This is a genomic window from Acidovorax sp. 94 (assembly GCF_003634645.1).
Lineage (GTDB): Bacteria > Pseudomonadota > Gammaproteobacteria > Burkholderiales > Burkholderiaceae_C > Acidovorax > Acidovorax facilis.
In genome coordinates, this window is record NZ_RBJA01000001.1 from 4312977 (window position 1) to 4339964 (window position 26988).

Annotated in this window: 28 protein-coding genes; 17 read left to right on the forward strand and 11 right to left on the reverse strand. The window is 67.7% G+C overall.

The window, feature by feature from the left end; all coding sequences use genetic code 11:
- Positions 1–7: 7 nt before the first annotated feature.
- The 4 genes from C8C94_RS19820 (at position 8) to C8C94_RS19835 (ending at position 2820) form a co-directional block, all read left to right on the forward strand.
- A complete protein-coding gene (locus tag C8C94_RS19820) occupies positions 8–874 on the forward strand; it encodes a ProQ/FINO family protein (RefSeq protein ID WP_121421931.1) in 867 nt (288 codons plus the stop codon).
- 187 nt (positions 875–1061) lie between these two features.
- Positions 1062–1349 (forward strand): DUF2798 domain-containing protein, encoded by a 288-nt coding sequence (locus C8C94_RS19825; protein ID WP_121421932.1) that lies wholly within the window; start codon positions 1062–1064, stop codon positions 1347–1349.
- Positions 1350–1535: 186 nt separating this feature from the next.
- Positions 1536–2024 carry a GyrI-like domain-containing protein gene (locus C8C94_RS19830; RefSeq protein ID WP_121421933.1) on the forward strand — a complete coding sequence of 163 codons (489 nt, stop codon included), beginning with the start codon at positions 1536–1538 and terminating at the stop codon, positions 2022–2024.
- A gap of 61 nt (positions 2025–2085) precedes the next feature.
- Positions 2086–2820, forward strand: a complete 735-nt coding sequence (locus tag C8C94_RS19835; RefSeq protein ID WP_055399814.1) for a YafY family protein — start codon at positions 2086–2088, stop codon at positions 2818–2820.
- 271 nt (positions 2821–3091) lie between these two features.
- On the opposite strand, the gene C8C94_RS19840 is transcribed toward C8C94_RS19835, so the two are convergent.
- Positions 3092–4036 carry a LytTR family DNA-binding domain-containing protein gene (locus tag C8C94_RS19840; RefSeq protein ID WP_121421934.1) on the reverse strand — a complete coding sequence of 315 codons (945 nt, stop codon included), beginning with the start codon at positions 4034–4036 and terminating at the stop codon, positions 3092–3094.
- Between the two features lie 180 nt (positions 4037–4216).
- Here C8C94_RS19840 and C8C94_RS19845 point away from each other — a divergent pair, with 180 nt between their 5' ends.
- Entirely contained in the window at positions 4217–5422 is a 1206-nt protein-coding gene (locus C8C94_RS19845) for an acyltransferase (RefSeq protein ID WP_121421935.1), read from the forward strand.
- A gap of 100 nt (positions 5423–5522) precedes the next feature.
- On the opposite strand, the gene C8C94_RS19855 is transcribed toward C8C94_RS19845, so the two are convergent.
- From C8C94_RS19855 to lplT, 3 genes are all read right to left on the reverse strand, one after another.
- Positions 5523–6011 carry a glutathione peroxidase gene (locus tag C8C94_RS19855; RefSeq protein ID WP_121421936.1) on the reverse strand — a complete coding sequence of 163 codons (489 nt, stop codon included), beginning with the start codon at positions 6009–6011 and terminating at the stop codon, positions 5523–5525.
- Positions 6012–6085: 74 nt separating this feature from the next.
- A complete protein-coding gene (locus C8C94_RS19860; RefSeq protein ID WP_121421937.1) occupies positions 6086–6982 on the reverse strand; it encodes a DMT family transporter in 897 nt (298 codons plus the stop codon).
- Between the two features lie 192 nt (positions 6983–7174).
- Complete coding sequence (gene lplT / locus C8C94_RS19865) at positions 7175–8479, reverse strand: lysophospholipid transporter LplT (protein ID WP_055399829.1); 1305 nt, start codon at positions 8477–8479, stop codon at positions 7175–7177.
- Between the two features lie 135 nt (positions 8480–8614).
- Here lplT and alr point away from each other — a divergent pair, with 135 nt between their 5' ends.
- Both alr and C8C94_RS19875 read left to right on the forward strand, forming a co-directional pair.
- A complete protein-coding gene (gene alr, locus C8C94_RS19870; protein WP_121421938.1) occupies positions 8615–9730 on the forward strand; it encodes an alanine racemase in 1116 nt (371 codons plus the stop codon).
- A 128-nt stretch (positions 9731–9858) separates the two neighbouring features.
- Positions 9859–10743 carry a hypothetical protein gene (locus C8C94_RS19875; RefSeq protein ID WP_121421939.1) on the forward strand — a complete coding sequence of 295 codons (885 nt, stop codon included), beginning with the start codon at positions 9859–9861 and terminating at the stop codon, positions 10741–10743.
- Positions 10744–10868: 125 nt separating this feature from the next.
- Here the strand turns inward: C8C94_RS19875 and C8C94_RS19880 are convergent, their stop codons facing one another.
- The gene (locus tag C8C94_RS19880) at positions 10869–11342 is read right to left on the reverse strand and encodes a MarR family winged helix-turn-helix transcriptional regulator (protein ID WP_055399835.1); all 474 of its coding nucleotides are present in this window, start codon (positions 11340–11342) and stop codon (positions 10869–10871) included.
- Between the two features lie 68 nt (positions 11343–11410).
- Here C8C94_RS19880 and C8C94_RS19885 point away from each other — a divergent pair, with 68 nt between their 5' ends.
- On the forward strand, positions 11411–12232 hold the full coding sequence (locus tag C8C94_RS19885) for a siderophore-interacting protein (RefSeq protein WP_121421940.1): 822 nt from the start codon (positions 11411–11413) through the stop codon (positions 12230–12232).
- Here the strand turns inward: C8C94_RS19885 and C8C94_RS19890 are convergent.
- Positions 12216–13103: a LysR family transcriptional regulator ArgP gene (locus C8C94_RS19890; protein ID WP_121421941.1), complete on the reverse strand. Its 888-nt coding sequence runs from the start codon at positions 13101–13103 to the stop codon at positions 12216–12218. The two genes, C8C94_RS19885 and C8C94_RS19890, sit on opposite strands and share 17 nt — an antisense overlap.
- A gap of 77 nt (positions 13104–13180) precedes the next feature.
- Here C8C94_RS19890 and C8C94_RS19895 point away from each other — a divergent pair, with 77 nt between their 5' ends.
- Entirely contained in the window at positions 13181–13789 is a 609-nt protein-coding gene (locus C8C94_RS19895; RefSeq protein ID WP_121421942.1) for a LysE/ArgO family amino acid transporter, read from the forward strand.
- Between the two features lie 74 nt (positions 13790–13863).
- On the forward strand, positions 13864–15444 hold the full coding sequence (locus C8C94_RS19900; protein WP_121421943.1) for an ABC transporter substrate-binding protein: 1581 nt from the start codon (positions 13864–13866) through the stop codon (positions 15442–15444).
- 75 nt (positions 15445–15519) lie between these two features.
- Here C8C94_RS19900 and C8C94_RS19905 read toward each other — a convergent pair whose 3' ends face one another.
- The 3 genes from C8C94_RS19905 to hpaI form a co-directional block, all read right to left on the reverse strand.
- The gene (locus C8C94_RS19905) at positions 15520–16143 is read right to left on the reverse strand and encodes a glutathione S-transferase family protein (protein ID WP_121421944.1); all 624 of its coding nucleotides are present in this window, start codon (positions 16141–16143) and stop codon (positions 15520–15522) included.
- A gap of 76 nt (positions 16144–16219) precedes the next feature.
- Entirely contained in the window at positions 16220–17197 is a 978-nt protein-coding gene (locus tag C8C94_RS19910; protein ID WP_121421945.1) for a 2-dehydropantoate 2-reductase, read from the reverse strand.
- A gap of 64 nt (positions 17198–17261) precedes the next feature.
- Complete coding sequence (gene hpaI / locus C8C94_RS19915; protein WP_121423000.1) at positions 17262–18092, reverse strand: 4-hydroxy-2-oxoheptanedioate aldolase; 831 nt, start codon at positions 18090–18092, stop codon at positions 17262–17264.
- A 115-nt stretch (positions 18093–18207) separates the two neighbouring features.
- Between hpaI and radA the strand changes: the two genes are divergently transcribed.
- From radA to C8C94_RS19950, 7 genes are all read left to right on the forward strand, one after another.
- Positions 18208–19584 carry a DNA repair protein RadA gene (radA, locus tag C8C94_RS19920; RefSeq protein ID WP_121421946.1) on the forward strand — a complete coding sequence of 459 codons (1377 nt, stop codon included), beginning with the start codon at positions 18208–18210 and terminating at the stop codon, positions 19582–19584.
- A 49-nt stretch (positions 19585–19633) separates the two neighbouring features.
- On the forward strand, positions 19634–20053 hold the full coding sequence (locus C8C94_RS19925; RefSeq protein ID WP_055399853.1) for a hypothetical protein: 420 nt from the start codon (positions 19634–19636) through the stop codon (positions 20051–20053).
- Positions 20054–20180: 127 nt separating this feature from the next.
- Positions 20181–21119, forward strand: a complete 939-nt coding sequence (locus C8C94_RS19930; protein ID WP_121421947.1) for a branched-chain amino acid transaminase — start codon at positions 20181–20183, stop codon at positions 21117–21119.
- Between the two features lie 5 nt (positions 21120–21124).
- Entirely contained in the window at positions 21125–21331 is a 207-nt protein-coding gene (locus tag C8C94_RS19935) for a zinc-finger domain-containing protein (protein WP_055399857.1), read from the forward strand.
- Positions 21332–21334: 3 nt separating this feature from the next.
- Positions 21335–22150 carry a glycosyltransferase family 2 protein gene (locus C8C94_RS19940; protein ID WP_121423001.1) on the forward strand — a complete coding sequence of 272 codons (816 nt, stop codon included), beginning with the start codon at positions 21335–21337 and terminating at the stop codon, positions 22148–22150.
- Entirely contained in the window at positions 22150–23415 is a 1266-nt protein-coding gene (locus C8C94_RS19945; RefSeq protein ID WP_055399862.1) for an O-antigen ligase, read from the forward strand. Before C8C94_RS19940 ends, C8C94_RS19945 begins: the two co-directional genes overlap by 1 nt.
- Before the next feature lie 175 nt (positions 23416–23590).
- On the forward strand, positions 23591–24565 hold the full coding sequence (locus C8C94_RS19950; RefSeq protein WP_121421948.1) for a glycosyltransferase: 975 nt from the start codon (positions 23591–23593) through the stop codon (positions 24563–24565).
- 281 nt (positions 24566–24846) lie between these two features.
- Here C8C94_RS19950 and C8C94_RS19955 read toward each other — a convergent pair whose 3' ends face one another.
- Both C8C94_RS19955 and C8C94_RS19960 read right to left on the reverse strand, forming a co-directional pair.
- Positions 24847–26010: a nitronate monooxygenase family protein gene (locus C8C94_RS19955; RefSeq protein ID WP_121421949.1), complete on the reverse strand. Its 1164-nt coding sequence runs from the start codon at positions 26008–26010 to the stop codon at positions 24847–24849.
- Between the two features lie 43 nt (positions 26011–26053).
- Positions 26054–26923 (reverse strand): LysR substrate-binding domain-containing protein, encoded by an 870-nt coding sequence (locus tag C8C94_RS19960; protein WP_121421950.1) that lies wholly within the window; start codon positions 26921–26923, stop codon positions 26054–26056.
- Between the last annotated feature and the right edge of the window lie 65 nt (positions 26924–26988).

Here is a 26988-nt window from a genome sequence, read left to right on the forward strand (position 1 = left end):
CACCGCCATGACCGACTCCGTGTCCGCACACGAACAACCCCACACAGCCCCTGTCGAACCCTTGGCAGCGCCTGTGGCAGCCGCGCCCACGGAGGCTGGGGCTCCCCCCCAGCGTACAGGGGGCTCGCGCCGTGGTGGCCGCAACCGCCGCAATGCTGACGGGCGCCAGGCGCCCCGGAGCGCGGAGGGTGCCGAGGGCGCCACCGTGCCAGCTGGCGCCCCGGGCCCGCGTGCGCCCCAGCGTGTTCACCCCGCGCTGGAACAACTGGCGGGGCTCTATCCCCATCTGTTTGGCGCCGTGTTCCGCCCGCTCAAGCGCGGCATCTTCCAGGACCTGCTGGCTGCGCACCCCGAGCTATTTGAGCGCGAGGCGCTCAAGGTGGCTCTGGGCATCCACACCCGCTCCACACGGTATCTGCAAAGCGTGGCGGCGGGCGACAAGCGCCACGACCTGCAAGGCCAGCCTGTGGAAGACATGGCGCCCGAGCATGTGCACCACGCGCTGCTGGAGGTCTACCGCCGCAAGAAGGCCCGCGCCACCGATGACCTGCTGCCCAAGCTGCGCAACCGCATGATCGCCGCGTTCGAGTCCTCGGGCCTCACGCGCGAGGCGTATACCGAGCTGGTGCAAAGCCGCGACGAGGCCGCCAACGCCATCCTCGAAGAAGCCTTTGCCGAATGGGCAGCCCGCAATGCCAAGGACGAAGCCCTGCTGCGCGCCTTTGAAGCCAGCGGCCAGACGCTGGAGGCCTTTGCCGACATGTACGGCATGGTGCCTCGCACTGCGGCCCAGCAGGTCGAACGCGCGCGCCGCCTGGCCGCCGCGCGGGCCCAGGCCACCGTGGCTGCGGCGCCTGCGGGCCAAAGCAGCTAAGGCCAGCGCGGCCCGGGCCGACGGGGCCTAGAATCTCCCCGCGACCCGGTTCATGGGTTGCCGTAAGCGTTTACGTCAATCAACGTGCCAACCAACACCGGCCCTGCCGGGGTTGTGGTCCCTGGCCTGCATCTGCTGCAGGGTGGGGGCGGCACCTTGCTTGACCGGTCTGCTTTCTGGAATTTCAATGAACCAACCTTCCTCGCTCCCGCCGTCGTCCCGCCAGACCTTCCTCGGGCTGCGCAGATTGCCCGCACGCTCGGCGGCCTGGGTCATGCCACTGCTGCTGTCGCTGCTCATGACCTTCATCGTGTCCCTGATCAGCACCGTGCGCGTGGCGGGCTTCTCGCTGGACCTCCCGCGCCTGTGGCTGAGTGCCTGGGCGCTGTCCTGGGTAGTGGCCTTCCCCACGCTGTTGCTGGTGCTGCCTGTGGTGCGCCGCATCACGGCGGCTATCGTCGAGCAGCCGCGCTGATCGATCGCGTGGCGGGCGGTGGGCACCCTCACGCCGCCCATGTGCTGCGCCCACCCGGAGTCACCAGCGTGCGTGCACGCTACTGACATCAGGTTGTCAGTAGCGTGCACGCACCATGCCTCTCCTGCACGGCGCCCAGCGGCCCGCGCGCCAATTCCATTCATTGAAGACCAGAGAGGACCCGCCATGACAAACACCCCCGCAATAATCCAGATTCCAGCATTCAGCGTGGCCGGCATCGCCGTGCGCACCCGCAACAGCGAAGAGATGAACCCCGCCATCGCGCGCCTCGGAGGCCTGTGGAACCGTTTCTTCAGCCAGAGCTGGGAGCGCAAACTGCCCAGCCGGGGCGACGATGGACGCATCTTCGGCGTGTACAGCGGCTACGAGTCGAACGAGCACGGCGCCTTTGATGTGACCGCCGGTGTGGCCGTGGCCGACCCCGATGGGGCCCAGGCCGTACCCGGCGCCACCCGCGTTGACATTCAGGCTGGCGACTACCTGGTCTTTACCGGCCAGGGCGATATGCCCCAAATGGTGATCGACACCTGGGTGCGCATCTGGCATTACTTTGCCGAGAACCCACAGGTGCAACGCCGCTTTGGAACCGACTTCGAGGCCTATGAGGGCCCGGACCAGGTGGCCATCCATATCGGAGTGCTGCTTCAAAATTAATAGCTTGTAGCGCTTGATGGATAAGCGCTAGGGCCTTAGAACTCTGCAAAAATAAACCACCATGCGCCGCGCCGACCGCCTGTTTCAGATCGTCCAGCTCATCCGGGGTCGGCGCTTGTCCACGGCCGCCTTCCTGGCCGAGCGGCTCGAAGTCTCGCAGCGCACCATCTACCGCGACGTGGCGGACCTCCAGCACCAGGGCGTGCCCATTGAGGGCGAAGCCGGTGTGGGCTACCGCCTGGGCGCGGGTTTCGAACTGCCGCCGCTGATGTTCAGCCAGGGCGAGGCCAACGCCCTGGTGGCCGCCGCGCGCCTGGCCCAGGCCTGGCTCGACGCCGGGCTGGCGCGCGAGGTCGAAGGGGCGCTGGGCAAGATCCTGTCGGTGCTGCCCCCCGCTGCCCGCGTGGCGGCCGAGGCGCAGGCGCTGTATGCGCCATCGGTGGGGCTGGACCCGCGCGTGCAGGCCACCCTGCAGGCCCTGCGCGAGGCTGTGCACAGTCGCCACGTGGTGCAGATCAACTACGCCGACGTACACGGCCGCCCCAGCCTGCGCCGCCTGCGCCCGCTGGGTTGCTTCTACTGGGGCAAGGTCTGGACGCTGTCGGCCTGGTGCGAGCTGCGCAATGACTTCCGGGGTTTTCGCATCGACCGCATCGTGGATCTGGTGGTGCTCGACGAACAGTTCCGCCAGGAGCCTGGCAAGACCCTGGCCGACATGCTGCGCAAGGTGGAGGCGGAGATGGCCGCCTGCCCGCCCGAATGGGGGGCTGCGCAGACGCCGGGGCTCAATGCGTGAAGTGAAGCACCCCCTGAGTCGCTTCGCGCCTTCCCCCTCTCTCTCCTCGCTGCGCGAGTCGGGAGGGGGACGCCCCCAGCGCGGCGGGGCGGCCCTTGCGCGGGGGCACTGGCCTTGGCCGCGCCAGTTTTATGCGTGGAGGGTGGCACGCAGCACAATGAATAGCTGACATCGATTCGCGTTTGATCGCCGCAAGCCGTCCACGCTCAGCGTGAAGGGTTGTGTTTTGTGAACGCAGTCGGGTATGGGGCTTGAACAGCTCCCGAGGTATTTAGCCCGCGCGGGGTGCCAGCCCGTCCCGGTAGCGCCGGCTGCAGGGCACGCTGCTCCCATCCTTCATCACCAGGCGCGCGTCGCCGCTGTCCAGCGGCTCGATCACGGCGATGGCGTCCAGGTTGACCGCGTAGCTGCGGTGCACGCGCACGAAGCGTGACGGGTCCAGCTGGGTGAGGAAGTCGGTGAGCGTGGAGCGCAGCAGGTAGTCGTGCCCATTCACATGCAGGCCCACGTAGTTGGCCTGGGCCTGCAGCCAGGCGATGTCGCCTGCGGCGATCAGGAACTCGCGGCGCAGCTTGCGCACCAGGAAGCGTTCGGGGCGTTGTGCGGGCGGGGCGTGCGGGGTTTCGGGCGTTGATGCCGGGGCTTGCGCGGCGGGCGTTTCGGGCACGTCCTGCACTTGTGACGCGGGCGGTTCGGGGGCATCCAGCACGCGCGCCTCGCCCTGCAGGCGCAGCAGCAGGAAGCGGTAGCTGACCAGCGCGCACACCGTGAGCGCGTAGCTGCGCACGTCTTTCAGGTATTCATACCCCCACTGCGCCCACCAGCTTGGCGGCTGGTAGCGCTCGCCCAGGGCCGCATAGCCCGCATGGCGCAGCGCCCACATGCCCGCCAGGTGCACGGTGCAGTAGGCCACGCTGGCCAGCACGTGCCAGGGCAGATGGCGCCGCAGCGTGCCCCAGCGCAGCATAAAGCGCCGCTCGAACGCCACCACGGCCGGGATCAGCGCAGCCACCACAAGCGCGCTCGTCAGCTCCCACAGCAGCGGCTCCCACGCGGCCACGGTCCGCCCGGCGCTGCGCAGTTCGATCCGGGTCACCACCGTGTTGAAGGTCGCCTGCACCAGCAGCACCACGGCCCAGAAGCTGACTTCCGCACGGCGCCGCAGGGCGCGGTCGTGGGGGTAGCGGTCGATCCAGGCGGGCGCGGGGGCGGTCATGGGTGGCAAGTGTAGGCAGGGCCGTGCGCCGCCGGGCGGGAGTTTCCCTGGGGCGGTTTCTTTTCGTCCCTCCTGCCCGCCACTGGTCCCAGTGGCACCCCAGCCCGTCCCCCGGCGGTGCCGTGAGAAGGGGCGGGGCCGCAGCATCGGGCCCTGTGCCCACCCTGTCTGCGTTGTGCCATGTCTACACCTTCCTGTGCCTCCACCCCCGTCCGCCGCCATGACATCGACGCGCTGCGGGCGCTGGCCTTTGCCCTGGTCATCCTGTACCACGTGGCCATGTATTACGTGGCCGACTGGCACTGGCACCTCAAAAGCCCGTACGTGGCGGAATGGCTGCAGGCGCCCATGCGCGCGCTCAACCTCTGGCGCATGGACCTGGTGTTCCTGGTCTCGGGCCTGGCCTTCGGGCTGGTCCGGCGGGGGCAGTCGGTGGCGGGGCTGGTGCGGCTGCGCAGCCTGCGCCTGCTGGTGCCGCTGGCCTTTGGCATGGCCGTCATCGTGCCCTACCAGCCCTACGCGCAGGGGGTGGCCAACGGGCTCATCGCGCCGGGCTTCGGCGCCTTTCTGCTGCGCTACTACAGCGGCAGCACCTGGCCGCCGGGCGCATTTGACGGCTGGCACGCGGGCGTCACCTGGAACCATCTGTGGTACCTGGCCTACCTGTGGGCCTACACCGTGGTGCTGGCGGCGCTGCTGCCCTTGGCCGAATCCGCCGCCGGGCAGCGCCTGCGCCGTGCCTTCACCGGGCTGCGGGGCGCTGCACTGATGGTGGTGCCCGTGCTGCCGCTGGCGCTGTATTCGGTGCTGCTGTGGCCGCATTTGCCGCCCACGCACGACCTGGTCCATGACGGGTGGCTGCACGCCGTGTACTTCACGGTGTTTGTCTACGGCTACTGGATCGGGCTGGATACCGGTCTGTGGGCCGAACTGGTGCGCCTGCGCTGGCGCACCCTCGGCCTGGCGCTGGTGCTGCTGGTTCTGTACCTGGGTCTGCTGGGCCTGGCGCAGCAGCACGGCGTGCGGTCCGCGCGCTGGCCGCTGCGCGTGCTGGCAGACGTGTACCTGTGGGCGGCCCTGCTCACTATCCTGGGTTGGGCCCATCACCGCCTCAATCGGCCCTGGCCCTGGCTGCGCTGGGCCAGTGAGTCGGTCTACCCCTGGTACCTGCTGCACCAGACGGCCATCATCGTGCTGGTGGTGTGGCTGGCGCCTGCGCAGCTGGGGCCGGTGGTGGAGCCGCTGGCCCTGGTGGCCGGGACGGTGGGGCTCTGCTGGGGGCTGACGGCGGTGGTGCGGCGCGTGGGGTGGTTGCGGCCGCTGTTCGGGTTGCCGGGCCAGGGCGAAAAGCCGTTGGTCAAACGGGCCCCAGCAAGCCTGGGATAGGACGCACGACCACGACCACGACCACGACCACGACCACGACCACGACCACGACCACGACCGCTGGTGCGATGAGCACCCTGCATCGATGGCTGCGTTGGGATCAACCCGCCAGCGCTGCCTCGATATCCCCCGCCAGCTTCTTCGGCGCATCCTGCGGCGCATAGCGGCGGATCACGCGGCCATCCTTGCCGACCAGGAATTTGGTGAAATTCCACTTGATCGCCTTGCTGCCCAGCAGGCCCGGGGCTTCGGCGGCCAGCCACTGGTACAGGGGCGAGGCATTGGCGCCGTTCACGTCGATCTTGGCCATCATCGGAAAGCTCACGCCGTAGTTGAGCTGGCAGAAGCTGGCGATCTCGTCGTTGCTGCCGGGGTCCTGGCTGCCGAACTGGTTGCAGGGAAAACCCAGCACGACGAGGCCCTTGTCGGCGTATTGCTTGTGCAGATCTTCGAGCCCGCCGAACTGGGGCGTGAAGCCGCAGGCGCTGGCGGTGTTCACGATGAGCAGCACCTTGTCCTTGTATTGCGACAAGGGCACGGTCTTGCCGTTCATCTGCTGGGCTTCAAAGTCGTAGATGCTGGTGGGCATGCGGAACCTCCGGGGTTGGGATTGACGGGCCATGGTAGCCCCTGCTGCCCATCCGCGTGCGGCGCGTGGCCTGCTCAGTGGGCCGTGGCGCCGGGGCGGCGAAACTGCAGCGCCGCGAGCAAGGATGCCAGCAGGATCAGCGCCCCACCCAGCACGGTCCGCGTGCTCAGGGTGGAGGCGCCCAGCAGGGCCGACGACACGCTGGCAAACATCACCTCCGAGAGCATCACCAGCGCCGTGGTGCCCGCCGCAAGGCGCGCGGCGCCGAACTGCAGCGCCCAGTTGCCCAGCATGAGCACCCCCGCCAGCAGCAGGCCGGTGACGACCCAGGTGGTGTTGGGGGCAGGGAAGGGCTCCACCACCCCCACTTGCAGCCCGATGCAGGCCACCACCAGCGCCATGAGCATGCAGCCGCCGAACATGGTGACCATGCGCGCAGGCCCCGGCACGGCGTGCAGGCGGCGCAGCGTGACGTTGGTGAGCGCGAACATGAAGCCGCCCAGCAAGGCCAGGCCATCGGCCAGCGACAGGTTCTGTAGCAGGCGCGTGGCGGGTGCGCCCTCGGGCAGCAGCACCAGCACCACGCCTGCAAAGGCCAGCGCCAGGCGCAGCAGCGCCGAGGGCGTGGGGCGCTCGCCCAGAATGCGCCAGGCCAGCAGCACGGCCCAGGCGGGCATCAGGTAGAACAGCAGGATCACGCGCACCACGTCGCCAATGGTCACGGCCCAGTTGAAGGCCACGTTGTTCAGCCCCGAGGCCAGCGCCAACAGCCACAACTGCGGGTGCGCCCGCACCTGCGCCAGGATCCCCGGCCGCCAGGCCAGCAGCGCCACCAGCACCACGGCGTACATCGACGCCGTGGCCCACAGCGGATGCAGCCCCGCCTGGTGCATGCGCTGAAACGGCCACCACGCCAGGCCCCAGACGAAGGCGTTGAACAGCAGGGCGGCAAAGGGCAGGGGAGATTGCATTGAGAGTAAAAATAGGCTCTAGCGCTTTATGGATAAGCGCTGGAAGCTATAAATTATGTAGCAATTTGCGCCAAGTCACACAGCGCTCAAAACAGGCACGCCCCAAGGCCAGTGCACCCGTGGAACTGGCTCTGCCAGGCCACCGGGTGCGTCCCCCTCAGGGGGAAGGCGCCGAAGGCGACTCAGGGGGATTCAGTGGTGCGTATCGTGCCGCGCAATGTCCAGCAAGTGGTTCACTTCGTCGCGGTAGTTGATGCAGTTGCGCTGGTGCCAGCGGCGGATGATCCACATGATCCCGGCCACAACAAGGCCGAAGGTGATGATCGCGCCAAACACCGACAGCCCCAGCTTGAGCGACAGGCTGTAGAACGCGCCCAGGCCCAGGATGCAGGCCTGTTCGTTGAAGTTCTGCACAGCAATCGACCGGCCCGCGCCCATCAGGTTGTGGCCCCGGTGCTGCAGCAGCGCGTTCATGGGCACGACCAGGTAGCCGCCCAGGCCGCCCAGCAGGATGAGGAAGGGGATCGCCAGCCAGATGTTGCTGATGAACACCATGAGGATCAGCAACAGCCCCATGCCAATACCCAGCGGGATCACCTTGGTGGCCATGTCCAGGCGCATGCGCATGGACGCCACCACCGCGCCCACGGCCGTGCCGATGGCCACCACACCGGTGAGGGCCGAGGCCTGCGTGGTGTTGTAGCCCAGCGCCACGGCCGCCCAGGCCAGCACGATGAACTTGAGGTTGCCGCCTGCGCCCCAGAACAGGGTGGTGGTGGCCAGCGAGATCTGGCCGAGCTTGTCGCGCCACAGGCGGCCGTTGCAGGCCCAGAAGTCGGGCAGCAGATTGAGTGCGTTGGCCAGCACGCTGCGCGAAGGGTCGGCGCGCAGGGGGCGCATCTCCACCCCGGTGTGCGGGATGCGGGTGTTGAACCAGGCCGCCAGCGCATACACCGCAATCAGTGCGGCGATGGCGGATTCAGCGGGCGTGTCCACGCCGGTGTCGATCATGGGGATGTCGATGCCCAGCAGCATGTGCGACAGGTGCTGCCCCACCAGCTGGCCGCCAAACAGCACGCCGAGGATGATGGACGCGATGGTGAGCCCCTCGATCCAGCCATTGGCCTTGACCAGTTGCGAGGCCGGAAGCAACTCGGTGAGGATGCCGTATTTGGCGGGCGAGTAGGCCGCCGCACCCAGCCCCACCACCGCATAAGCCATGAGCGGGTGCGAGCCAAACAGCATCATGAGGCAGCCCACCACCTTGATGGCGTTGCTGACAAACATGACCTTGCCTTTGGGCAGGGCGTCGGCAAAGGCGCCGACAAAAGGCGCCAGCACCACATAGAAGAGCGCAAACATGGGCACCAGGGCGGCGCGCTGCCACTCGGGGGCACCTTCTGTACGCAGAAGCTCCACGGCGGCCACGAAAAGTGCGTTGTCGGCCAGCGAGCTGAAAAACTGCGCCGACATGATGGTGTAAAAACCGCGCTTCATCGAATGGCTGGTGGCAGCATCAGTTCGGCTGATGCCCTGTTAAATGTGGGGACCCTGGCAAGTGACGGACGGTTATATCACGCGGATAAACGGCCACGGTGCCAGAATCCGGTGCTTCCCACCCGGTCAAACCCCATGCCCCGTCCCATTGCCGCCACCATCCACACCGCCGCCCTGCACCACAACCTGGAGCGTGTCCGACAGGCGGCCCCTGATGCCAAGGTCTGGGCCGTGGTCAAGGCCAATGCCTACGGGCACGGCATCGAGCGCGCGTACGAAGGCCTGCGCGGCGCCGATGGTTTCGCGCTGCTGGACCTGGCCGAGGCCGAGCGCGTGCGCCACCTGGGCTGGCGCGGGCCCATCCTGCTGCTCGAAGGCGTGTTCGAGCCGCGCGACCTGGAGCTGTGTTCGCGCCTGGGCCTGTGGCACGCAGTGCATTGCGACGAGCAGATCGACATGCTGGCAGCCCACAAGACGCAGGTGCCGCACCGTGTGTTCCTCAAGATGAACTCGGGCATGAACCGGCTGGGCTTCGCGCCGCAGCGCTTTCGCGCGGCCTGGGCGCGCCTCAATGCGCTGCCGCAGGTGGACGAGATTTCGTTCATGACCCACTTCAGCGACGCCGATGGCCCCCGGGGCGTGGCGCACCAGCTGGCCGTGTTCAACACCGCAGCGCAAGACCTGCCGGGTGAGCGCACGCTGAGCAACAGCGCCGCCACCCTGCGCCATGCGGCGGACGCACGCGTGCGTGCCGACTGGGTGCGGGCCGGCATCGCGCTGTATGGCAGCGCCCCCGACTACCCGGAGCACACCGCCACCCACTGGGGCATGCGCCCCACCATGACCCTCGCCACCCGCCTCATCGCTACGCAGCAGCTGCAGGCGGGCGACACCGTGGGCTATGGCTCGCGCTTCACGGCCGAGGGGCCGCTCTTGATTGGCGTGGCGGCCTGCGGCTATGCCGACGGCTACCCGCGCCACTGCGACACCGGCACACCCGTGCTGGTCAACGGCATCCGCACGCGGCTGGTGGGGCGGGTGAGCATGGACATGATCACAGTGGATCTCACGCCGCTGCAGCAGGCGGGCGTGGCCGCAGGGTTTGGCGCGGAAGTCACGCTGTGGGGCCAGGCCAGCAACGGCACGGTGCTGGGTGTGGACGAGGTGGCCGCCGCTGCGGGCACCGTGAGCTGGGAGCTGCTGACGGCGCTGGCCCAGCGGGTGCCGGTGTCGGTGGACGGCAACGCCTGATTCGTCGACAAGTTCACGCACGGCCGTATGCAGGGCTGCAGCGGCGCGGCAAACTGGTGTGAAATGGCGCGGTTCTGGTCGCGCACGCGGCTGGCGATCACCCACTTTTCACCGCAGGCGTTCCCTCCATGGCCACTTCCCGCAGCGACCGCAGCAGCAACACCAGCAACCACGGCAAGAAGAAAACCTCTACCTGGCGCTCCGTGCGCATGCCGCACCACGGCACGGTGGCGCGCACCCTGCAGCAGCGCTACAGCCTGCGCTGGCATGGGCTGCTGATCGGCAGTTTCACGCTGCTGCTGATGTGGTGCACCTCCCATGTGCAGATGCTGCTGGGCGTGGAGTCGCTGGCGCTGCGGTATTTCGTGACCCTCTCGGTCGGCTACCTGGGCTACCTGCTGGTGTTGCGCGCCTGGGCGGCGCGGCTGGTGCGGCAGGAACGAGCATCCCATCACGACGGCAGCAGCCTGGATGTGCCCGATGTGTCCTGGCCCAGCGGGTCGTCCGGCGGTGGCAGTGGCCAGGTGCCGCTGCCGCGCACCGGCGGCGGTGATTTTGGCGGCGGCGGCGCATCCGGTGACTTTGGCGGTGCGTGGACGCAGGGCCTGTCCAGCGGGGGCTCCGGCAGCGATTCCAGCGCGCTGGGCGACCTGGCCAGCGGCGCCGCCGACGCCATTGGCAGCGCCGACGAAGGCGCGGTGGTGGTGGTGCCCGTGGTGGCGATTTTTCTCATCGGCGCGGCGATCATCTTTGGCGCGGGCTCGCTGGCCATGCTGTTCTTTGGTTGGGACTTGCTGCTCACGGTGGCGGTCGAAATCGCCTTCTCGGTGGCCACCGCCCGTGCCGCTGTGGGCGTGGAGCGCGAGGGCTGGCTCACGGCTGCCGTGCGCCTGACCTGGAAGCCGCTGCTGGGCGCGCTGGTCTGCGCCGTGGTGCTGGGCGCCACCATCGACCATTTCATGCCCGGCGTGCAGTCGCTGCCCCAGGCCGTGCGGGTGATCCAGGGGCAGTGATGGAAAAAATGGAATGCAACCAAATTGATAGCTATAAATGTAGATCCATCAAGCGCTAGGCCCCGGTTTTCACCATTTTTCCCTCTTGGAGCGGGGGCGGGCCTCCTGCGTCTCCCTTCCCGTCGCTAGCTGCGGCAGTCCCGGCCGCCCTGGCAGCCGGTGTCGATGGCGTCCAGGTTGCTGCGTACCTGTGCCAGCAGGGCGAGCAGCTGGGCCTGCGTGGCGTCGTCACACCCCTTGAGCAGCGACGCCGCCAGCCCCCGGCGGGCGTCGCGCAGCGCCTGGTGCAGGGCCGCACCCTGGGCGCTCAGGCGCAGGCAGCGGCTGCGCTTGTCCTCGGCATTCGGTGCGCTCTCCAGCCAACCCTTGTCCTGCAGCATCCCCACCATGCGGGCCACCTGTGCCTTGTCGGCACCGCTGTGCGCCACCAGTTCGCGCTGCGTGGTGCCAGGGTGGCGCCCCACGAACATCAGCGCCCGCACTTCGTTGTGCGTCAGGTCGGGGTGGATGGCGGCCATCGTGCGCACCATGTGCGCCCGGTAGGCATGCAGCAGGTCGTGCATGGCTTCAAAGACATCGGCGGGTGCGTGGGTGGTCATGGCGATATGTGGTTGACAAAATCAACCAATGCGAAGATCATTGGTTGACTAAATCAACATTTTAAGCCATGAACGCACCTCTGCCTACCGCCACTCCCCCGGTTGACTCCGCACACCTTGCCGTCGAACGCGTCCGCCACCCATTGCAAGCCCGCCACCTCCAGGTGGTGCGGCGCACCGCCGTCAGCCCCGGTTTCGTGCGGCTCACCCTGGCCGGGCCCGAGCTGGCCGGGTTTGTGAGCGCGGGGTTCGACGACCATCTCAAGCTCATCCTGCCTCAGCCGGGCCAGGAGCGCCCCTCGCTGCCGTCCCTGCACGACGGCCGCCCGGTTTTCCCCGATCCGCGCCCCGTGCTGCGCGACTACACCCCTGCACGTTATGACGCCGCCACGGGCGAGCTGGACATCGAAGTCGCCCTGCACGACGCAGGCCCCGCCACTGACTGGGCCGCCAGTGCCGCCGTCGGCCAGTGGGTGGGCATTGCCGGGCCCCGCGGCAGCATGGTGGTACCCACCGGGTTTGACTGGCACTGGCTGCTGGGCGACGAAACCGCGCTGCCCGCCATCGCCCGCCGCCTGGCCGAGCTGCCCGCCCACACCCAGGCCACGGTGCGCATCCAGGTGCGCAACCCAGCCGACCAGCGCGTGCTGGCCAGTGCGGCACAGCTCGACCTGCAATGGGTGAGCGCGCTGCCCGCCGCCGTGGAAGCGCTGGCCCTGCCAACCGGCGCCGGGTTTGTCTGGGCAGCCGGCGAACACAGCGAGATGGCCGCCGTGCGCCGCGCCATGCTCGCCAAGCCGGGTGTGGATGCCAAGCGCATGCGCATCTCCGCCTACTGGAAACGTGGCGCCGCCGACCACCACGAAGACCTGGTCAGCGCAGCAGGGTAAGCCCCGCCGCCCGCTGCACTGCTGCGGTCATGTGGTGCAGCGCCTGCACGTTCAGGCGCCAGGATTGCCAGTACAGCGGCACGTCCACCGGCTTGCCTGGAATCAGCTCGACCAGCGTGCCAGCCTCCAGGTCGTGCTGCACCATCGGGTCGGGCGTCATGCCCCAGCCCAGTCCGGCCCGGGTGGCCATGACAAACGCGTGCGCCTCGGGCAGCCAGTGCACGGGCGACGTGAGTTTGCGGCGCGTGATGCGCCCCACAAACCGGGCCTGCAGCGCATCCTTGCGGTTGAACACCAGCATGGGCGCCGTAGCCAGCGCAGCAGCGGTTACCCCTTGAGCAAAGTAGCGCTGCATGAACGCGGGGCTGGCCAACGCCCGGTAGCGCAGCGTGCCCAGCGGCAGCACCTTGCAGCCCTGCACGGGCTGCGGGTCGGCCGTCACGGCGGCCATCACGCGGCCTTCGCGCAGCAGGTTGGCCGAATGGTCCTGGTCCTCCACATGGATGTCGAAGGTGATGCTCTGGCCCTCGGCCGCCTGGGCCATGGCGTGCGGGAACCAGGTGGCCAGCGAGTCAGCATTGACGCCAATGGCCAGGCGCGTGGACGTGTGCTGCCCACCGCCAATGGTGGCCAGCGCGTCGGACTCGCTCAGTGCCACTTCGCGTGCGTGCCGGTACAGCGCCCGCCCGGCTTCGGTGGGTGTGCAGGGCGTGGCGCGGCGCACCAGCACCTGGCCCACGCGTTCTTCCAGCAGCTTCACGCGCTGTGAAACCGCCGAGCGGGTGACGTGCAGCGCGGCGGCGGCCCGCTCGAAGCTGCCCTCGTCGATTACGGTGGCGAAGGCGTTGAGCTGGGCAGAGTCGAGGCGCATGGTGCGTTAGCCATTTTGACGGATCGTTAAAAAGTATAGCTGGCGTGACGAGAATGCGATCCCCACAATCCACGCCCATGAGCACCACTGCCTTTCTTCACGGATTCACTTCGACGGCCCTTCTGATCATGGCCATTGGCGCGCAAAACGCCTTTGTGCTGCGCCAGGGCCTGCGGCGCGAGCATGTGATGCCGGTGGTGCTGGTGTGCGCGCTGTCCGATGCGTTGCTGTTGCAGGCGGGCGTGTGGGGCATGGGCGGGGTGCTGCTGGCGCGGCCCGAGTGGGCGCAGTTCATGCGCTGGGCGGGCGCGCTCTTCCTGGCCGCCTACGCCGTGCAGGCCGCCAGCCGGGCCTTCAAGCCCGCCCAACTGCTGGTGTCCGCCAATGGGCCGGGCGCCAGCCTGCGCACCACCGTGCTCACGGTGCTGGCGCTGACCTGGCTGAACCCGCATGTGTACCTGGACACCGTGCTGCTGCTGGGCACCATGGCCACCCCGTACCCCACCTGGGGCCGTGCCACCTTTGCCGCCGGGGGCTCGCTGGCCAGCGCCTTGTGGTTCCTGACCCTTGGGTTTGGCTCGCGCTGGCTGGCGCCTTTGTTCGCATCGCCCGGTGCGTGGCGGGTGCTGGACGCTGGCACGGCCGTCACGATGATGGGTTTGGCCATGGTGATGGTTCTAAGCTAACAAATACAAGTTCGTTACACGGAGAAGCGACTTGCGCCATAGTGGGGGACTGACTGACCTGGAGTGATTCCCCCATGCGTTTCAAGACCCTCTTGCTCGCGGCCGCGCTGGCCACGGCGCTTCCGATGGCTGTGCAGGCCAAGACCTTCCGCTGGTCCCGCTCGGTGGATATTTCCACCTGGGACATCCACACCCAGAACGTGGGCGTGAACAACACGATGCACGGCGCGGTGTACGACACGCTGGTCGAATACAACAGCAAGACCTTTAAGCCCGAGCCGTCGCTCGCCACCGAGTGGAAGCTCATCAAGCCCACGCAGCTGCGCCTGACGTTGCGCAAGGGCGTGAAGTTCAGCGATGGCAGCGAGTTCACGGCCGACGATGCCAAGTTCTCGCTGGAACGGGCCAAGGCCAAGACCTCCAACTTCGCCGTCTACACCCAGGGCATTGACCGCGTGGAAAAGGTTGATGCCTACACCATCGACATCCACTCCGACCTGCCCAACCCGGTGCTGGTGAACCAGCTGACCGAGCTGCGCATCATGAGCCGCGCCTGGGCCGAAAAGAACAAGTCGGTCGAGCCCAAGGACATCAAGACCAAGGATGAAACGTACGCCCACCGCAATGCGCTGGGCACCGGCCCGTACCAGCTCAAGCAGTGGGCACCCGACCAGCGCGTGGTGCTGGAGCCCAACCCGAACTGGTGGGGCAAGGGCAAGTACCCCACCAACCTGACCGAGATCGTCTACACCCCCATCAAGGCCGACGCCACGCGCACGGCGGCGCTGCTGTCGGGTGAGATTGACTTTGTGATCGACCCCAGCCTGCAGGACCTAGCGCGCATCAAGCAGACGCCCACCCTGCAGGTGCTCGAAGGGCCGGAGTACCGCACCATCTTCCTGGGTCTGGACCAGTTCCGCGACGAGCTGCCCGGCTCGGATGTGAAGGGCAAGAACCCGCTGAAAGACCTGCGCGTGCGCAAGGCGCTGTACCAGGCGATCGACATCCAGTCCATCCAGCGCGTGGTGCTGCGCGGCCTGGCCCAGCCCACGGGCACGCTGATTGCCAACCAGGTCAACGGCTGGACCAAGAAGGCCGATGTGCGCTATCCCTACGACTCCAAGGCCGCGCAAAAGCTGCTGGCCGACGCGGGCTACCCCAACGGGTTTGAAGTGGACTTTGCCTGCAGCGCGGGCCGCTACATCAACGACGAGCAGCTGTGCCAGGCCATCACCTCGCACTGGGCCAAGGTGGGCGTGAAGGCCAAGCTGCGCTCGCTGCCGTTTGCCACCTACTTCCCGATGATCCAGCGCAACGAAGCCAGCATCTACCTGCTGGGCTGGGGCGTGCCCACGTTCGACGCGTTCTACAGCCTGCAGTCGCTGGTGCGCTCGCCCGGCGCGGGTGGGGATGGCAACTTCAACCTGGGCCGCTTTTCCGATCCGCAGATGGATGCGCTGATCGAGCGCGTGAAGAAGGAAACGGATGCCACCACGCGCAACGGCCTGATCGAGCAGGCGCTGATCAAGGAGCACGAGCTGGTGTCGCACATCCCGCTGTACAACCAGGTGATTCCGTGGGCGGGCACCAAGAAGGTGGACATCATCCACCGCGCCGACAACCGCATCGACTGGCGGTATCTGAAGGTGAACTGATCCCGGTTGCCAGCAAAAAGCCCCGGTGCTTCGAGCCAGAAGCACCGGGGCTTTTTTGCGTCCGCAGGTGGCGTATCAGGCAAGTGCGCGCTGCACGGCGGGGCGCTGCAGCATGCGCTGCGTGTGTGCAAACACCTTCGGGAACTGGGCGATGTCCACGCCATCGCTGTGCAGCCAGGTGCCGATGGTGAACAGGTAGCCGTCGGCCACGGTGTATTGCTCGCCCATCACCCAGGGCCCCTGGTCCGCTTGCGGCAGGTAGTGGGTTTCGATGAGGTGAAAGCACTCGGTCATGTTCTGTGGCACCTTGCGCTGCATGGCAGCGTGGGCTTCGGGCTCGTCCGCCCAGCGGCTGGCGCGGGGGCGGTGGGCGTGGGCGATGTGCACCGTGGACGCGAGGTAGCTGTGGAACTCTTGCAGGCGCGCAAAGCCATGCGCGTCGGCGGGCGCCAGGCGCGCCTCTGGAAAGCTCTGCGCCACATAGGCCAGCAGCGCCGGGGTTTCGGTCAGGGTGCCGTGCGGCGTGGCCAGCGCGGGCACGCGGCCCTTGGGGTTCACCGCCAGGTATTCGGGCGTGCGTTGCTGGCCAGCGGCGAAGTCCACGCGCACCAGGTCGTAGGGGGCGCCCGCTTCTTCCAAAGCGATGCGAACGGCCTGCGCGCAGGTGCCGGGGGTGTAGTACAGCGTGAGTTGGGTCATGGTTGGTTTGCTATGAATTAAATAGCTGTTGACGCATATTCCACTAGCGCCTGCAGCCGATTTTGCTTGAAATGACTCAGTACAGGCCACGCGTGCGCGCCATCAGCCGCGTGAGGCCCAGCAGGGCGTCGGTGTGCGGCGTGGGCGTGCCGGTGATCTGCCCCAGCTCGCGCACCGCGCCCACCAGGGCGTCGATCTCCATCGGCTTGTTCGCTTCCACGTCCTGCAGCATCGAGGTCTTGAACGCGCCCAGCTTGCGCGTGACGGCGTGGCGGTCCTCGGGCTGCTGGTCAATCGGCAGGCCCAGTTGGTCGCCGATGGCCTTGGCTTCCAGCATCACGGCGCTGACAAAGCCGCGCACCAGGTCGTCGTCCAGGATGCGGTCGGTGGTGGCGCCGGTGAGGGCGCTGATGGGGTTCATGGTGAGGTTGCCCCACAGCTTGAACCAGATGTCCTTCTGGATGCAGTCGCTCACTTCCACATCGATGCCGCCGCGCTGCAGCGTGTCGGCCAGTGCTTGCAGGCGCGGGCTGCGGCTGCCGTCCGGCTCGCCCACGATGAGGCGGTTGCCAAAGTGCTGGCGGACGAAACCCGGAGCCTCCAGCGAGCAGCTGGTGTGCACCACGCTGCCCACCACGTTGCGCGCCGGGATGGCCTGGGCAATCACGCCCCCCGCGTCCACGGATTCGAGGGCACGCCCCTGCGCGGCTCCGCCGAAGCCGTCGAGAAACCACCACGGCACGCCGTTCATGGCGGTTAGCGCGACGGTGTCGGGCCCGAGCAAGGGCGCCATGGCGCGCGCCACGTCGGGCAGGCCCGGGGCCTTGACGGCGACCACGACCAGGTCTTGCACGCCCAGCGCTGTCGGGTCGCTGTGGGCCGTGACGGGCACCTGCGCCAGCGTGCCGTCCGCGCGCCGCATGCGCAGCCCGTCGGCCTGCAGGGCGCGCAGCGTGTCGCCGCGCGCCACCATGCTGACCGGGTGGCCCGCTTGCGCCAGGGCCACACCCAGCCAACCTCCGATGGCGCCTGCGCCGTAAATACAAAATTTCATGGTGGTCGTGCCTTTGTCTTCCGGTGAGTGTTGTGGTGAATCGGTGTGTGGTGTCTTGTGGGCTTCAGTAGCCCGCAGGGCGCGCTGGTGTGCCCCCAGCGTCGGCGCGAAAGCGCGCCAGCAGATTCTGCGCAGCGCTGGCCAGCAGCATGGTGTCCACGCCCACGGCCACAAACAGTGCGCCCGCCGCCAGCCACTGGTGCGCCTGGGATTCGGTGGTGGCCAGAATGCCTGGCGCCTTGCCCGCACGCAGGATGCGGGTGATGCCGTCGTGGATGGCGGCCTGCACGTCTGGGTGCCCTGGGTTGCCGGGGTGGCCCATGGAAGCCGACAGGTCTGCCGGGCCGATGAACACGCCGTCCACGCCGGGCGTGGCGGCAATCGCATCGAGGTGGGTCATGGCCTCCACCGTCTCGGCCTGCACCAGCAAGCAGATCTGCTGGTTGGCCTCGTGCACATACTGGGGGTAGGCCTGCCAGCGTGACGAGCGGGCCAGCGCGCTGCCCATGCCGCGCACGCCCTCGGGCGCGTAGCGCGTGGCGCGCACCAGCTGCTGGGCTTGCTCGGCCGTGTCCACCATGGGCACCAGCAGGGTCTGTGCGCCGATGTCCAGGTACTGCTTGATCAGTGCCGTGTCGCCCACGGGGACGCGTGCGATGGGGTGGGGCGCCTGCACGCCGGGGGGCAGCGCGCTGCTGGCGCTGGCGATGGCCTGCAGCTGGTGCAGGATGGAGCGCAGGTCATTGGGCGCATGTTCGCCATCGACCAGCAGCCAGTCGTAGCCGGTGCCCGCTAGGATTTCGGCGCTGTAGGCATCGGCCAGCCCGAGCCACAGGCCGATCTGCGCCTGGCCCTGGGCCATGGCCTGTTTGAAGCGGTTGGTGGGTGTCTGCAATCTGAACTCCATGCGGCAGTGCCAAGCCCGCCATCGTACGGGCTGTTGCTATTCCAGTGGGCATGGCCGCTATAGTCGGCTGCCCCGCTTTTGAGTCTGCCCACACCCACCCACCATGGCCAAAGAAAAAACCACGTTCACCTGCACCGAATGCGGCGGCACCAGCCCGCGCTGGCTGGGCAAATGCCCGGCCTGCGGCGCCTGGAACACGCTGATCGAATCGGTGGCCGAGGCCGGGCCGGGCAAGAACCGCTACAGCGGATCGCAGTTTGCGGGCTTGGCCCAGGCGCAGGCCGTGATGCCGCTGTCGGCCATCGAGGCCAGCGATGTGGAGCGCACACCGAGCGGCATCGACGAGCTGGACCGGGTGCTGGGCGGCGGCATTGTCGAAGGTGGTGTGGTACTGATCGGTGGCGACCCGGGCATCGGAAAATCCACCCTGCTGTTGCAGGCGCTGGATGCGCTTCAGCGCGCAGGGCTGCCCACCTTGTATGTGACGGGTGAGGAAAGCGGTGCCCAGGTGGCCCTGCGCTCGCGCCGCCTGGGGCTCGACCACAGCCAGGTCAACGTGCTGGCCGAGATCCAGCTCGAAAAGATCCTGGCGACCATCGAGTCCATGCAGCCTGCGGTGGCCGTGATCGACTCGATCCAGACCGTGTACTCCGACCAGCTCACGTCCGCGCCCGGCTCCGTGGCGCAGGTGCGCGAATGTGCGGCGCACCTCACGCGTTGTGCCAAGGCCTCGGGCGTGGCCATCGTGCTGGTGGGCCATGTGACCAAGGAAGGTGCGCTGGCGGGGCCGCGCGTGCTGGAGCACATGGTGGACACGGTGCTGTACTTCGAAGGCGACACGCACAGCCAGTTCCGCCTGGTGCGGGCCATCAAGAACCGCTTCGGCGCGGTCAACGAAATCGGCGTGTTTGCAATGACCGAGAAGGGCCTCAAGGGCGTGAGCAACCCCAGCGCCATTTTTTTGAGCCAGCATTCCGAGCCCGTGCCCGGCAGCTGCGTGATGGTGACGCTGGAGGGCACACGCCCGCTGCTGGTGGAGATCCAGGCCCTGGTGGACAGCGGTGGCCCCAGCCCCCGGCGCCTGTCCGTGGGCCTGGACAAGGACCGCTTGGCCATGCTGCTGGCCGTGCTGCACCGCCACGCGGGGGTTGCGTGCATGGACCAGGACGTGTTCGTGAATGCCGTGGGCGGCGTGCGCATCAGCGAGCCAGCGGCCGACCTGGCGGTGATGCTGTCCATCACCTCCAGCCTGCGCGGCAAGGCGCTGCCGCGCGGCTTTCTGGCGTTTGGCGAGGTGGGGCTGGCGGGCGAGGTGCGGCCCGCGCCCCGCGGCCAGGAGCGCCTGAAGGAAGCTGCCAAGCTCGGTTTCAGTGTGGCCGTGGTGCCCAAGGCCAATGCGCCCAAGAAACCCATTGAGGGGCTGACCATCCACGCGGTGGAGCGGGTGGAAGAGGCCATGAACGTGGTGCGGGGCTTGTAAGCAATGCCCACAGCCACACACGGTTGAGGCCGTAAGACAATCCCAGCCTATGAATCTGCGCAATATCCTGGTGCCCTTGGGGGCGGTGGCCCTGGTCGGGTTTGGTTTTACAGCCTACGGTTGGGCCGGTGTGGCGGCCGTGGTGGGCGGGCTGGTCATGTGGGCCCTGCTGCATTTCACGCGGCTGGTGAATGTGATGAAGAAGGCCGCCAAGCGCCCCATCGGCTATGTGGGCAGTGCGGTCATGCTCAATGCCCGGCTGGTTGAGGGCGTGAACCTGATGCATGTGGTGGCCATGACGCAGGCGCTGGGGGAACTGCTGTCGCCCGAGGGCGCTGACCCCGAGGTGTACCGCTGGACAGACGGCACCCAGTCGCATGTGACCTGCGAGTTTCGCCATGGCAAATTGGTGAAATGGACGCTGGTGCGGCCGGAGGGCGAAGCGGCCGCCACTCCCCCCCAAGGCTGACCGCTGCACAGGCCCTTGCCCTTGGCGGGGCACCATTTGCTGCACTGCACCCTGGTGCCCCGGTTCCTGGCCCGCTGCGGCCCCGTAAAATCCCGATTTTGCGACCCACAGCAACCAAAGGATTCCCATGAGCCCCGTAGTTCCCTCGATGGCCGACCGTGACGGCAAGATCTGGATGGACGGCCAGATGGTCGATTGGCGCGACGCCAAGATCCATGTGCTGACCCACACCCTGCACTACGGCTGCGGCGCCTTCGAAGGCGTGCGCGCGTACAACACGGCCAACGGCACGGCGATCTTCCGACTGGAAGAGCACACCGACCGCCTCTTCAACAGCGCCAAGATCCTGCGCATGAAGATCCCGTTCACCAAGGAAGAAGTGAACGAAGCCCAGAAGGCTGTGGTGCGTGAAAACAAGCTCGAATCCTGCTATCTGCGTCCATTGACCTGGATCGGCTCGCAAAAGCTGGGTGTTTCGCCCAAGGGCAACCAGATCCACCTCATGGTGGCCGCCTGGGCCTGGGGCGCCTACCTGGGCGAAGAAGGCATGAAGCGCGGCATCCGCGTCAAGACCAGCAGCTACACCCGCCACCACGTCAACATCACCATGACGCAGGCCAAGGCGGTGAGCAACTACACCAATTCCATCCTCGCCAACATGGAAGCGCTGGACGACGGCTACGACGAAGCACTGCTGCTCGACAGCTCTGGCTTCGTGTCCGAAGGTGCGGGCGAAAACATCTTTGTCATCAAGAACGGCGTGATCTACACGCCCGACCTGTCGGCCGGTGCCCTCAACGGCATCACCCGCAACACCGTGTTCCACATCGCCAAGGACCTGGGCCTGGAGATCGTGCAAAAGCGCATCACGCGCGACGAGGTGTACATCGCCGACGAAGCGTTCTTCACCGGCACGGCGGCTGAAGTGACCCCCATCCGCGAACTCGACCGGATCGAGCTGGGCAGCGGATCACGCGGCCCCATCACCGAAAAAATCCAGAGCGCCTTCTTTGACATCGTCAACGGCCGCAACTCCAACTACGCCCACTGGCTCGCGAAAGTCTGAACACCATGTCCCAAGCCGCCATCGAACTCCTGGCCAAGGACCTCAATGCCCAGGGTGGGGTTTTCTGCCCCAGCCCCAAGGCCGATATGAAAATCTGGAACAGCCACCCCAAGGTGTACCTGGATGTGGCCCGCACCGGCGAGGCCAAGTGCCCGTACTGTGGCACGGTGTACCGCCTGAAGGCGGGCGAGCACGTACACGCTGGCCACTGATTGATGCCCGTGGGAACCGGCGGCGCATCGGCGCCGCCCACGTTGACCGTGGCGGTGCTGACCCACAACGAGGCGCACCGTATTGAGGCCTGCCTGAAAAGCGCCGCGTTCGCCGACCAGCTGTTGGTGGTGGACAGCGGCAGCACGGACAACACCGTGGCCATCGCCCAAAGCCTGGGTGCCGAAGTCCACAGCTATCCCGACTGGCAGGGCTTTGCCGTGCAGCGCAACCGGCTGCTGGCGCATTCGTGCGGCGACTATGTGTTTTTCCTCGACGCTGACGAGGTGATGACACCCGCGTTTGCGCAGGAACTGCAGGCCATCGTCCGTTCGGGCGAGCAGGCAGTGTGGACCATCCGCTGGCGCATGGTGGCCTATGGGCACGAGCTCAAGTATTTCCGGTCGCAGTCGCAGATCGAGCGCCTGTTTGTGCGTGCGCTGGTGAAGGAATACACCGGGGTGGTGCACGAGCAGGCCCAGCTCCATGCCCTGCCCGGTGGCGCAGCGGTGCCGCGTCGCCTCATCAAGGCGCGGCTGCTGCACTACTCACGCACCACGGTGCGCGGCAGCCTGGAGAAGCTTACCCAGTACGTGATGCTCGGTGCCGCCAAGCGGGCGGAGGCGGGCAAACGCGGCGGGGTCTTGCGGGGCCTGGCGTCGGGCGGGTCGATGTTCTTGCGTCTGTATGTGTTCCGGCTGGGCTTTTTGTGTGGCGGCGCGGGCTTTCTGTACTGCCTGTTTGTGGCGCTGGAGGGCTTTTTCCGGTACGCCGCCCTGCATTACGACCGCGACAGCCTGACGGGGCGGGTGATTCGCTGATGACGTCTCCGCAGGATACCCACCGCTGGTTTTCCCGTTGCGCCAGCATTGGCGCGTTCATGGTCCCGGGGCTGGCGCTGTGGCTGCCCTCGGGCTATTCCTACGGCGCCGTGCTGCTGCTGCTGGCCACGCTGGCCAGCGCGCCGCTGTGGTGGCGCCGCCCTGCGCCGCGTGCCGCCTGGTGGCTGACGGCGGCTTTTTCGTGCATGGCTGCGCTGTGGATGCTGGATGTGGGCGCCACCTGGGGCTGGGGCAGCATGGATCGGCCGGTCAAATACCTCCTGGCCTTGCCTTGCATCTTTTTCCTGATGACGTTCGAGCCCCGTGCCGCCTGGCTGTGGATGGGGGTGGCGGTCGGCGCAGTGGGCAGCGGGCTGGTGGCGCTGTACCAGACCTTCGTGATGGAGCTGCCGCGTGCCAATGGATTTACCAACGCCATCCAGTACGGCAACCTGAGCATGCTGCTGGCCGTGATGAGCGGCCTGCTGCTCGTCGTGCAATGGAAGCGCTGGTGCCTGTGGCAGCGGTTGCTGCTGGCCAGCGCCATCGGGCTGGGTGCTGCCGGCTCGGTGCTCTCCCAGTCGCGCGGCGGCTGGCTGGCGCTGGTGCTGTTGCTGCCCGTGTGTGCCTGGCTGCTGGTGCGCACCACCGGGCAGCGGCGCGTGTACTGGGGCCTGTGTGCGCTGGCGCTGGCGGCGGCGGCGCTGTCGCAGGTGCCTGCGGTGGAGCAGCGGGTGGACGAGGCGCGCCAGGAAGTGCAGGTCTACAAGGACCACGGTGACGGCCGCAGCTCGGTTGGCCAGCGGCTGGCGCATTGGCGCCTGGCGTGGCAGATGGGCTGGGACCGGCCCTTCACCGGCTGGGGCCGGGCCGGGTACACCGACGAGAAGGCCCGGCGCGTGGCCGCCGGGCTGGCGCATCCCGTGGTGCTCGAATTTGGCCATGCGCACAACGAAATCCTGGACCTGTTTGCCAAACGCGGGCTGCCTGGCGTGCTGTTGCTCATGGCGTTCTACGGCATTCCGCTCGCGATGTTCTGGCCCACGGCGCGGCGCATTCGCGACGGTGCCGGCAAGATGGACAAGGAGTCGCTCTCGCTGTGCCTGGTGGGTGTGATGGTGCCCCTGTCGTACATCGGTTTTGGGCTCACGCAAGTGTTTCTGGCTCACAACAGCGGCAACATGTTCTACCTCTTCATGTGCCCCCTGGTGCTGGCGGCCCTGCACGAGCGGCGCACGCGCATGGGCTGCCCAAGACCGCTTTAGATGAAGCACCCCCTGAGTCGCTTCGCGCCTTCCCCCTCTCTCGCTGCGCGGGAGGGGGACGCCACCCGTGGCCTGGCAAAGCCAGTTCCACGGTGGCACTGGCTTGGGCCGCGCCAGTTTCATGGTCTGCGGGTGTCGCGTAGCGCCATGGAAAACTGAGACGAAAGATTTCCCTATGCACATTCTGCTCATCAACAACTCCCCCATCCCCGTCTACGGCTACGGCGGTACCGAGCGTGTGATCTGGGATCTGGGCAAGACGCTGGTGCAGCTTGGCCACCGCGTGAGCTATCTGGTGCCCGATGGCTCCAGCTGCGACTTCGGGCATGTGCTGCCCATCCGCCCCGACGCACCGTGGGAGGGCCAGATCCCGGCCGATGTGGACATTGCGCATTTCCAGTTCAACCCCCGCACCGAGCTGAGCCGGCCCTATCTGGTCACCGAGCACGGCAACGCGCGCAAGCCCAAGCCGCTGCCGCTGAACACCGTGTTCCTCTCGCGTGACCACGCCGCGCGTTACGGTTCCACCGAGTTTGTCTACAACGGACTCGATTGGAGCGGCTATGGCCCTGTGGACTTTGACCGCCCACGGCCCCACTACCACTTTCTGGGCAAGGCGGCCTGGGGCGTGAAGAACGTGCGCGGCGCGATCAAGGTGGCCAAGATGGCTGGCGTGGAGCTGGACGTGCTGGGCGGAGACCGCATCAACTTCAAGCGCGGCTTTCGCTGGACGCTGTCGCGCAAGATCCACTTTCACGGCATGGTGGGCGGCACGCAGAAGACCAGCCTGCTCAATGCCTCGCGCGGGCTGATCTTTCCGGTGCGCTGGCACGAGCCCTTTGGCCTGGCCGTGATCGAAAGCCTGTACTTCGGCTGCCCGGTGTTTTCCACGCCCTACGGCGCATTGCCCGAGCTGGTGCCGGTGCACTGCGGCGTGCTGTCGGCCGAAGCCTCCGTGCTGGCCGAGGCGGTGCGCAACAACCGCTTTGACGCCCGCGCCTGTCACCAGCATGTGGTCGATCACTTCGGCGCCGAGCGCATGGCCCGCAACTACCTGCGCATGTACGAGCGCGTGCTGGCGGGTGAGAAGATCAACGCCCAGCCGCCTGTCATCCTGGGGCCTGCACGCGAACTGCCCTGGAAGAACTGAAACCCCCCTGAGGCGCTGCGCGCCTTCCCCCGCAGGGGGACGCACCCAGTGGCCCGGCAAAGCCGGTTCCACGGGTGCACTGGTGTTGGGACCGCGCGGATTTTGACGCCGCGCCCGTCTCCCCACCCCCGGCCGTTCGGGCTGAGCCTGTCTACGCCAGGGTGCACACCTGGTCAGATGGCTCGGCACACGTGTGGCTGACTGGTGCGGTCTAATGTTTAGCCGAATTGGCCTCTAGCGCTTATCTATAAATCGCTAAATGCTATCAAAATAATAGCATTTTACGGCTGCTCCACGCCCAGCGCTCCCACGGCTGCCAGCGCAGCCCGCCATTCCGCTTCCAGCACGGCCACGAGCGCCGCCGCTGGCATGGGGCGCACCGCCGCCACGCCCTGGCCGGCCCACAGTGAGAGGTAGTCCGCCCGCCCCGCCTCGGCAGACGCCCGGCGCAGCGCGCCGGTGAGGGCGTTCTGCACCGGGTAGGCTGGCACATCGGCCTCGTGCGCGTGCAGCCGCTGCAGCATCGTGTTGACGATGCCGCGCGCCGGGCGGCCCGAGAAGACGCGGGTGGTACGCGTGTCCGTGCCGGTGGCGTGGGCCAGCGCATCACGGTAGGCCGGGCCGATGCCCGACTCGTCGCAGGCCAGGAAGGCCGTGCCCATCTGCACCGCCTCGGCGCCCAGAGCCTGCGCCGCGGCGATGCCTCGCCCGTCCATGATCCCGCCGGCCGCGATCACCGCCACGCCCCGGGGGCGCAGCGCATCCACGCACTGCGGGATGAGGGCCATGGTGCCCACCATGGACGCCGCAAAGTCGGCCTGCGAGGGGCCCTTGGCGGCAGGGGCCTTTTCTGCGGGCGCAAGGCCCTCGGCCTGCAGACGGCCCGTGGGCAAAAAAGTGCCCCGGTGGCCGCCCGCCTCCATGCCCGATGCGACCACCGCGTCCGCGCCCACATCGGCCCAGGCCACGGCCTCGGCCACGGTGGTGGCCGTGCCGATGACGGTGCAGCCCGCGCTGTGCAGCCGCTCGACCTGCGCGGCGTTCAGGATGCCGAAGGTAAAACTCGCTACGGCCGGGCGCGCTTCGACCAGGGCGTCGAACTGGGCCGCAAAGTCCTCGCACCAGCGCGCGGGCACGGCGGGCGTGAGGCCGAACTCCGCATACAGCGGCGCCAGACGGGCCACGGCCTGCTCCACCGTGGCCGCATCGGGCGCGGGCGTGTCCTGCACGAAGAGATTGAGCCCGAAGGGCCGGTCGGTGCGCCGCCGCACCTCGGCCGCCGCCTCGGCCATGGCGGCGGGCGAACGCATGCCGCAGCCCAGGGTGCCCAGCCCGCCCGCCGCAGACACGGCGGCAGCCAGCGCCGGGGTGTCGGCACCCGTCATGGGCCCCTGGATGATGGGCAGGCGCAGGGAGAGGGCGGTGCGCAGGCTGGGGTGGGGCATGGTGGCGTTCCGTTCGCTAAAAAAGGGAAGAAGAGAAGGGTTGTCAGTCGGGCAGCACTTGCTGCAGCGCATCCAGCGCCGCGGACCGGTAGCCGTGGCGCCACACCAGCAGCGTCTGCAGGGTGGTCAGGGGGTGCTGGGCCAGCAGCGCGGCGTGGGGCGAGAGCTGGAGCACCGAGCGTGGCACGATGCCCACGCTGCCACCCCCCGCCACGCTGGCCAGGATGGCGTGGTACGAGCCCAGTTCCAGCGTCTGCATGGGCGGGGTGCGGGTTGCGAACCAGTCCTGCGCCACCCCCCGGTAGGTGCAGCCAGGCTCGAACACCGCCAGCGTGCCGGGCACCACATCCTGCGGGCCGGACACGGGCGGATGCCCCGTGGGCAGCACCAGGATCAGTTCCTCGGCGAACACGGGGCTGGCTTCCAGCGCAGGGTCGGGCGACTGCCCTGGCGGCCAGGCCACCAGCACGGCGTCGAGCGCATGGGCGCGCAGCCGCTCCAGCAGTTCGCGCGTGGGGGCGGTCGACAGCTCCAGCGCCACCCCGGGCCACTGGCGGTGCAGTTGCGCCAGCGGGGCGGGCAGGCGGCTGGCGGCGGTGCTTTCCATCGAGCCCAGGCGCAGGCGTCCCGTGGGCTGGCCTGGCCGCACGGCCTGCCGAGCCTCCTCGGCCAGCGCCAGCAGCCGGTCAGCGTAGCCCCGCAGCACCTCGCCCTCGGGCGTGAGCGCCATGCGCTTGCCCTCGCGCAGGAACAGCGGAGTGCCCAGGTCGGCCTCCAGCTGGCGCACCCGCGTGGTCACATTGGACTGCACGCGCTGCAGCCGCTCGGCCGCGCGCGTGACGCTACCCTCTGCCGCCACGGTGCGGAAGATGTCGAGGGCGGCCAGATCGAGCGGGGGGGATGCTTTATCCATCTTGAAAAAGTATGAATGTCAAAAATTCAATCTCTTGCTAAGATCATAAGACCCCGCATCCGACG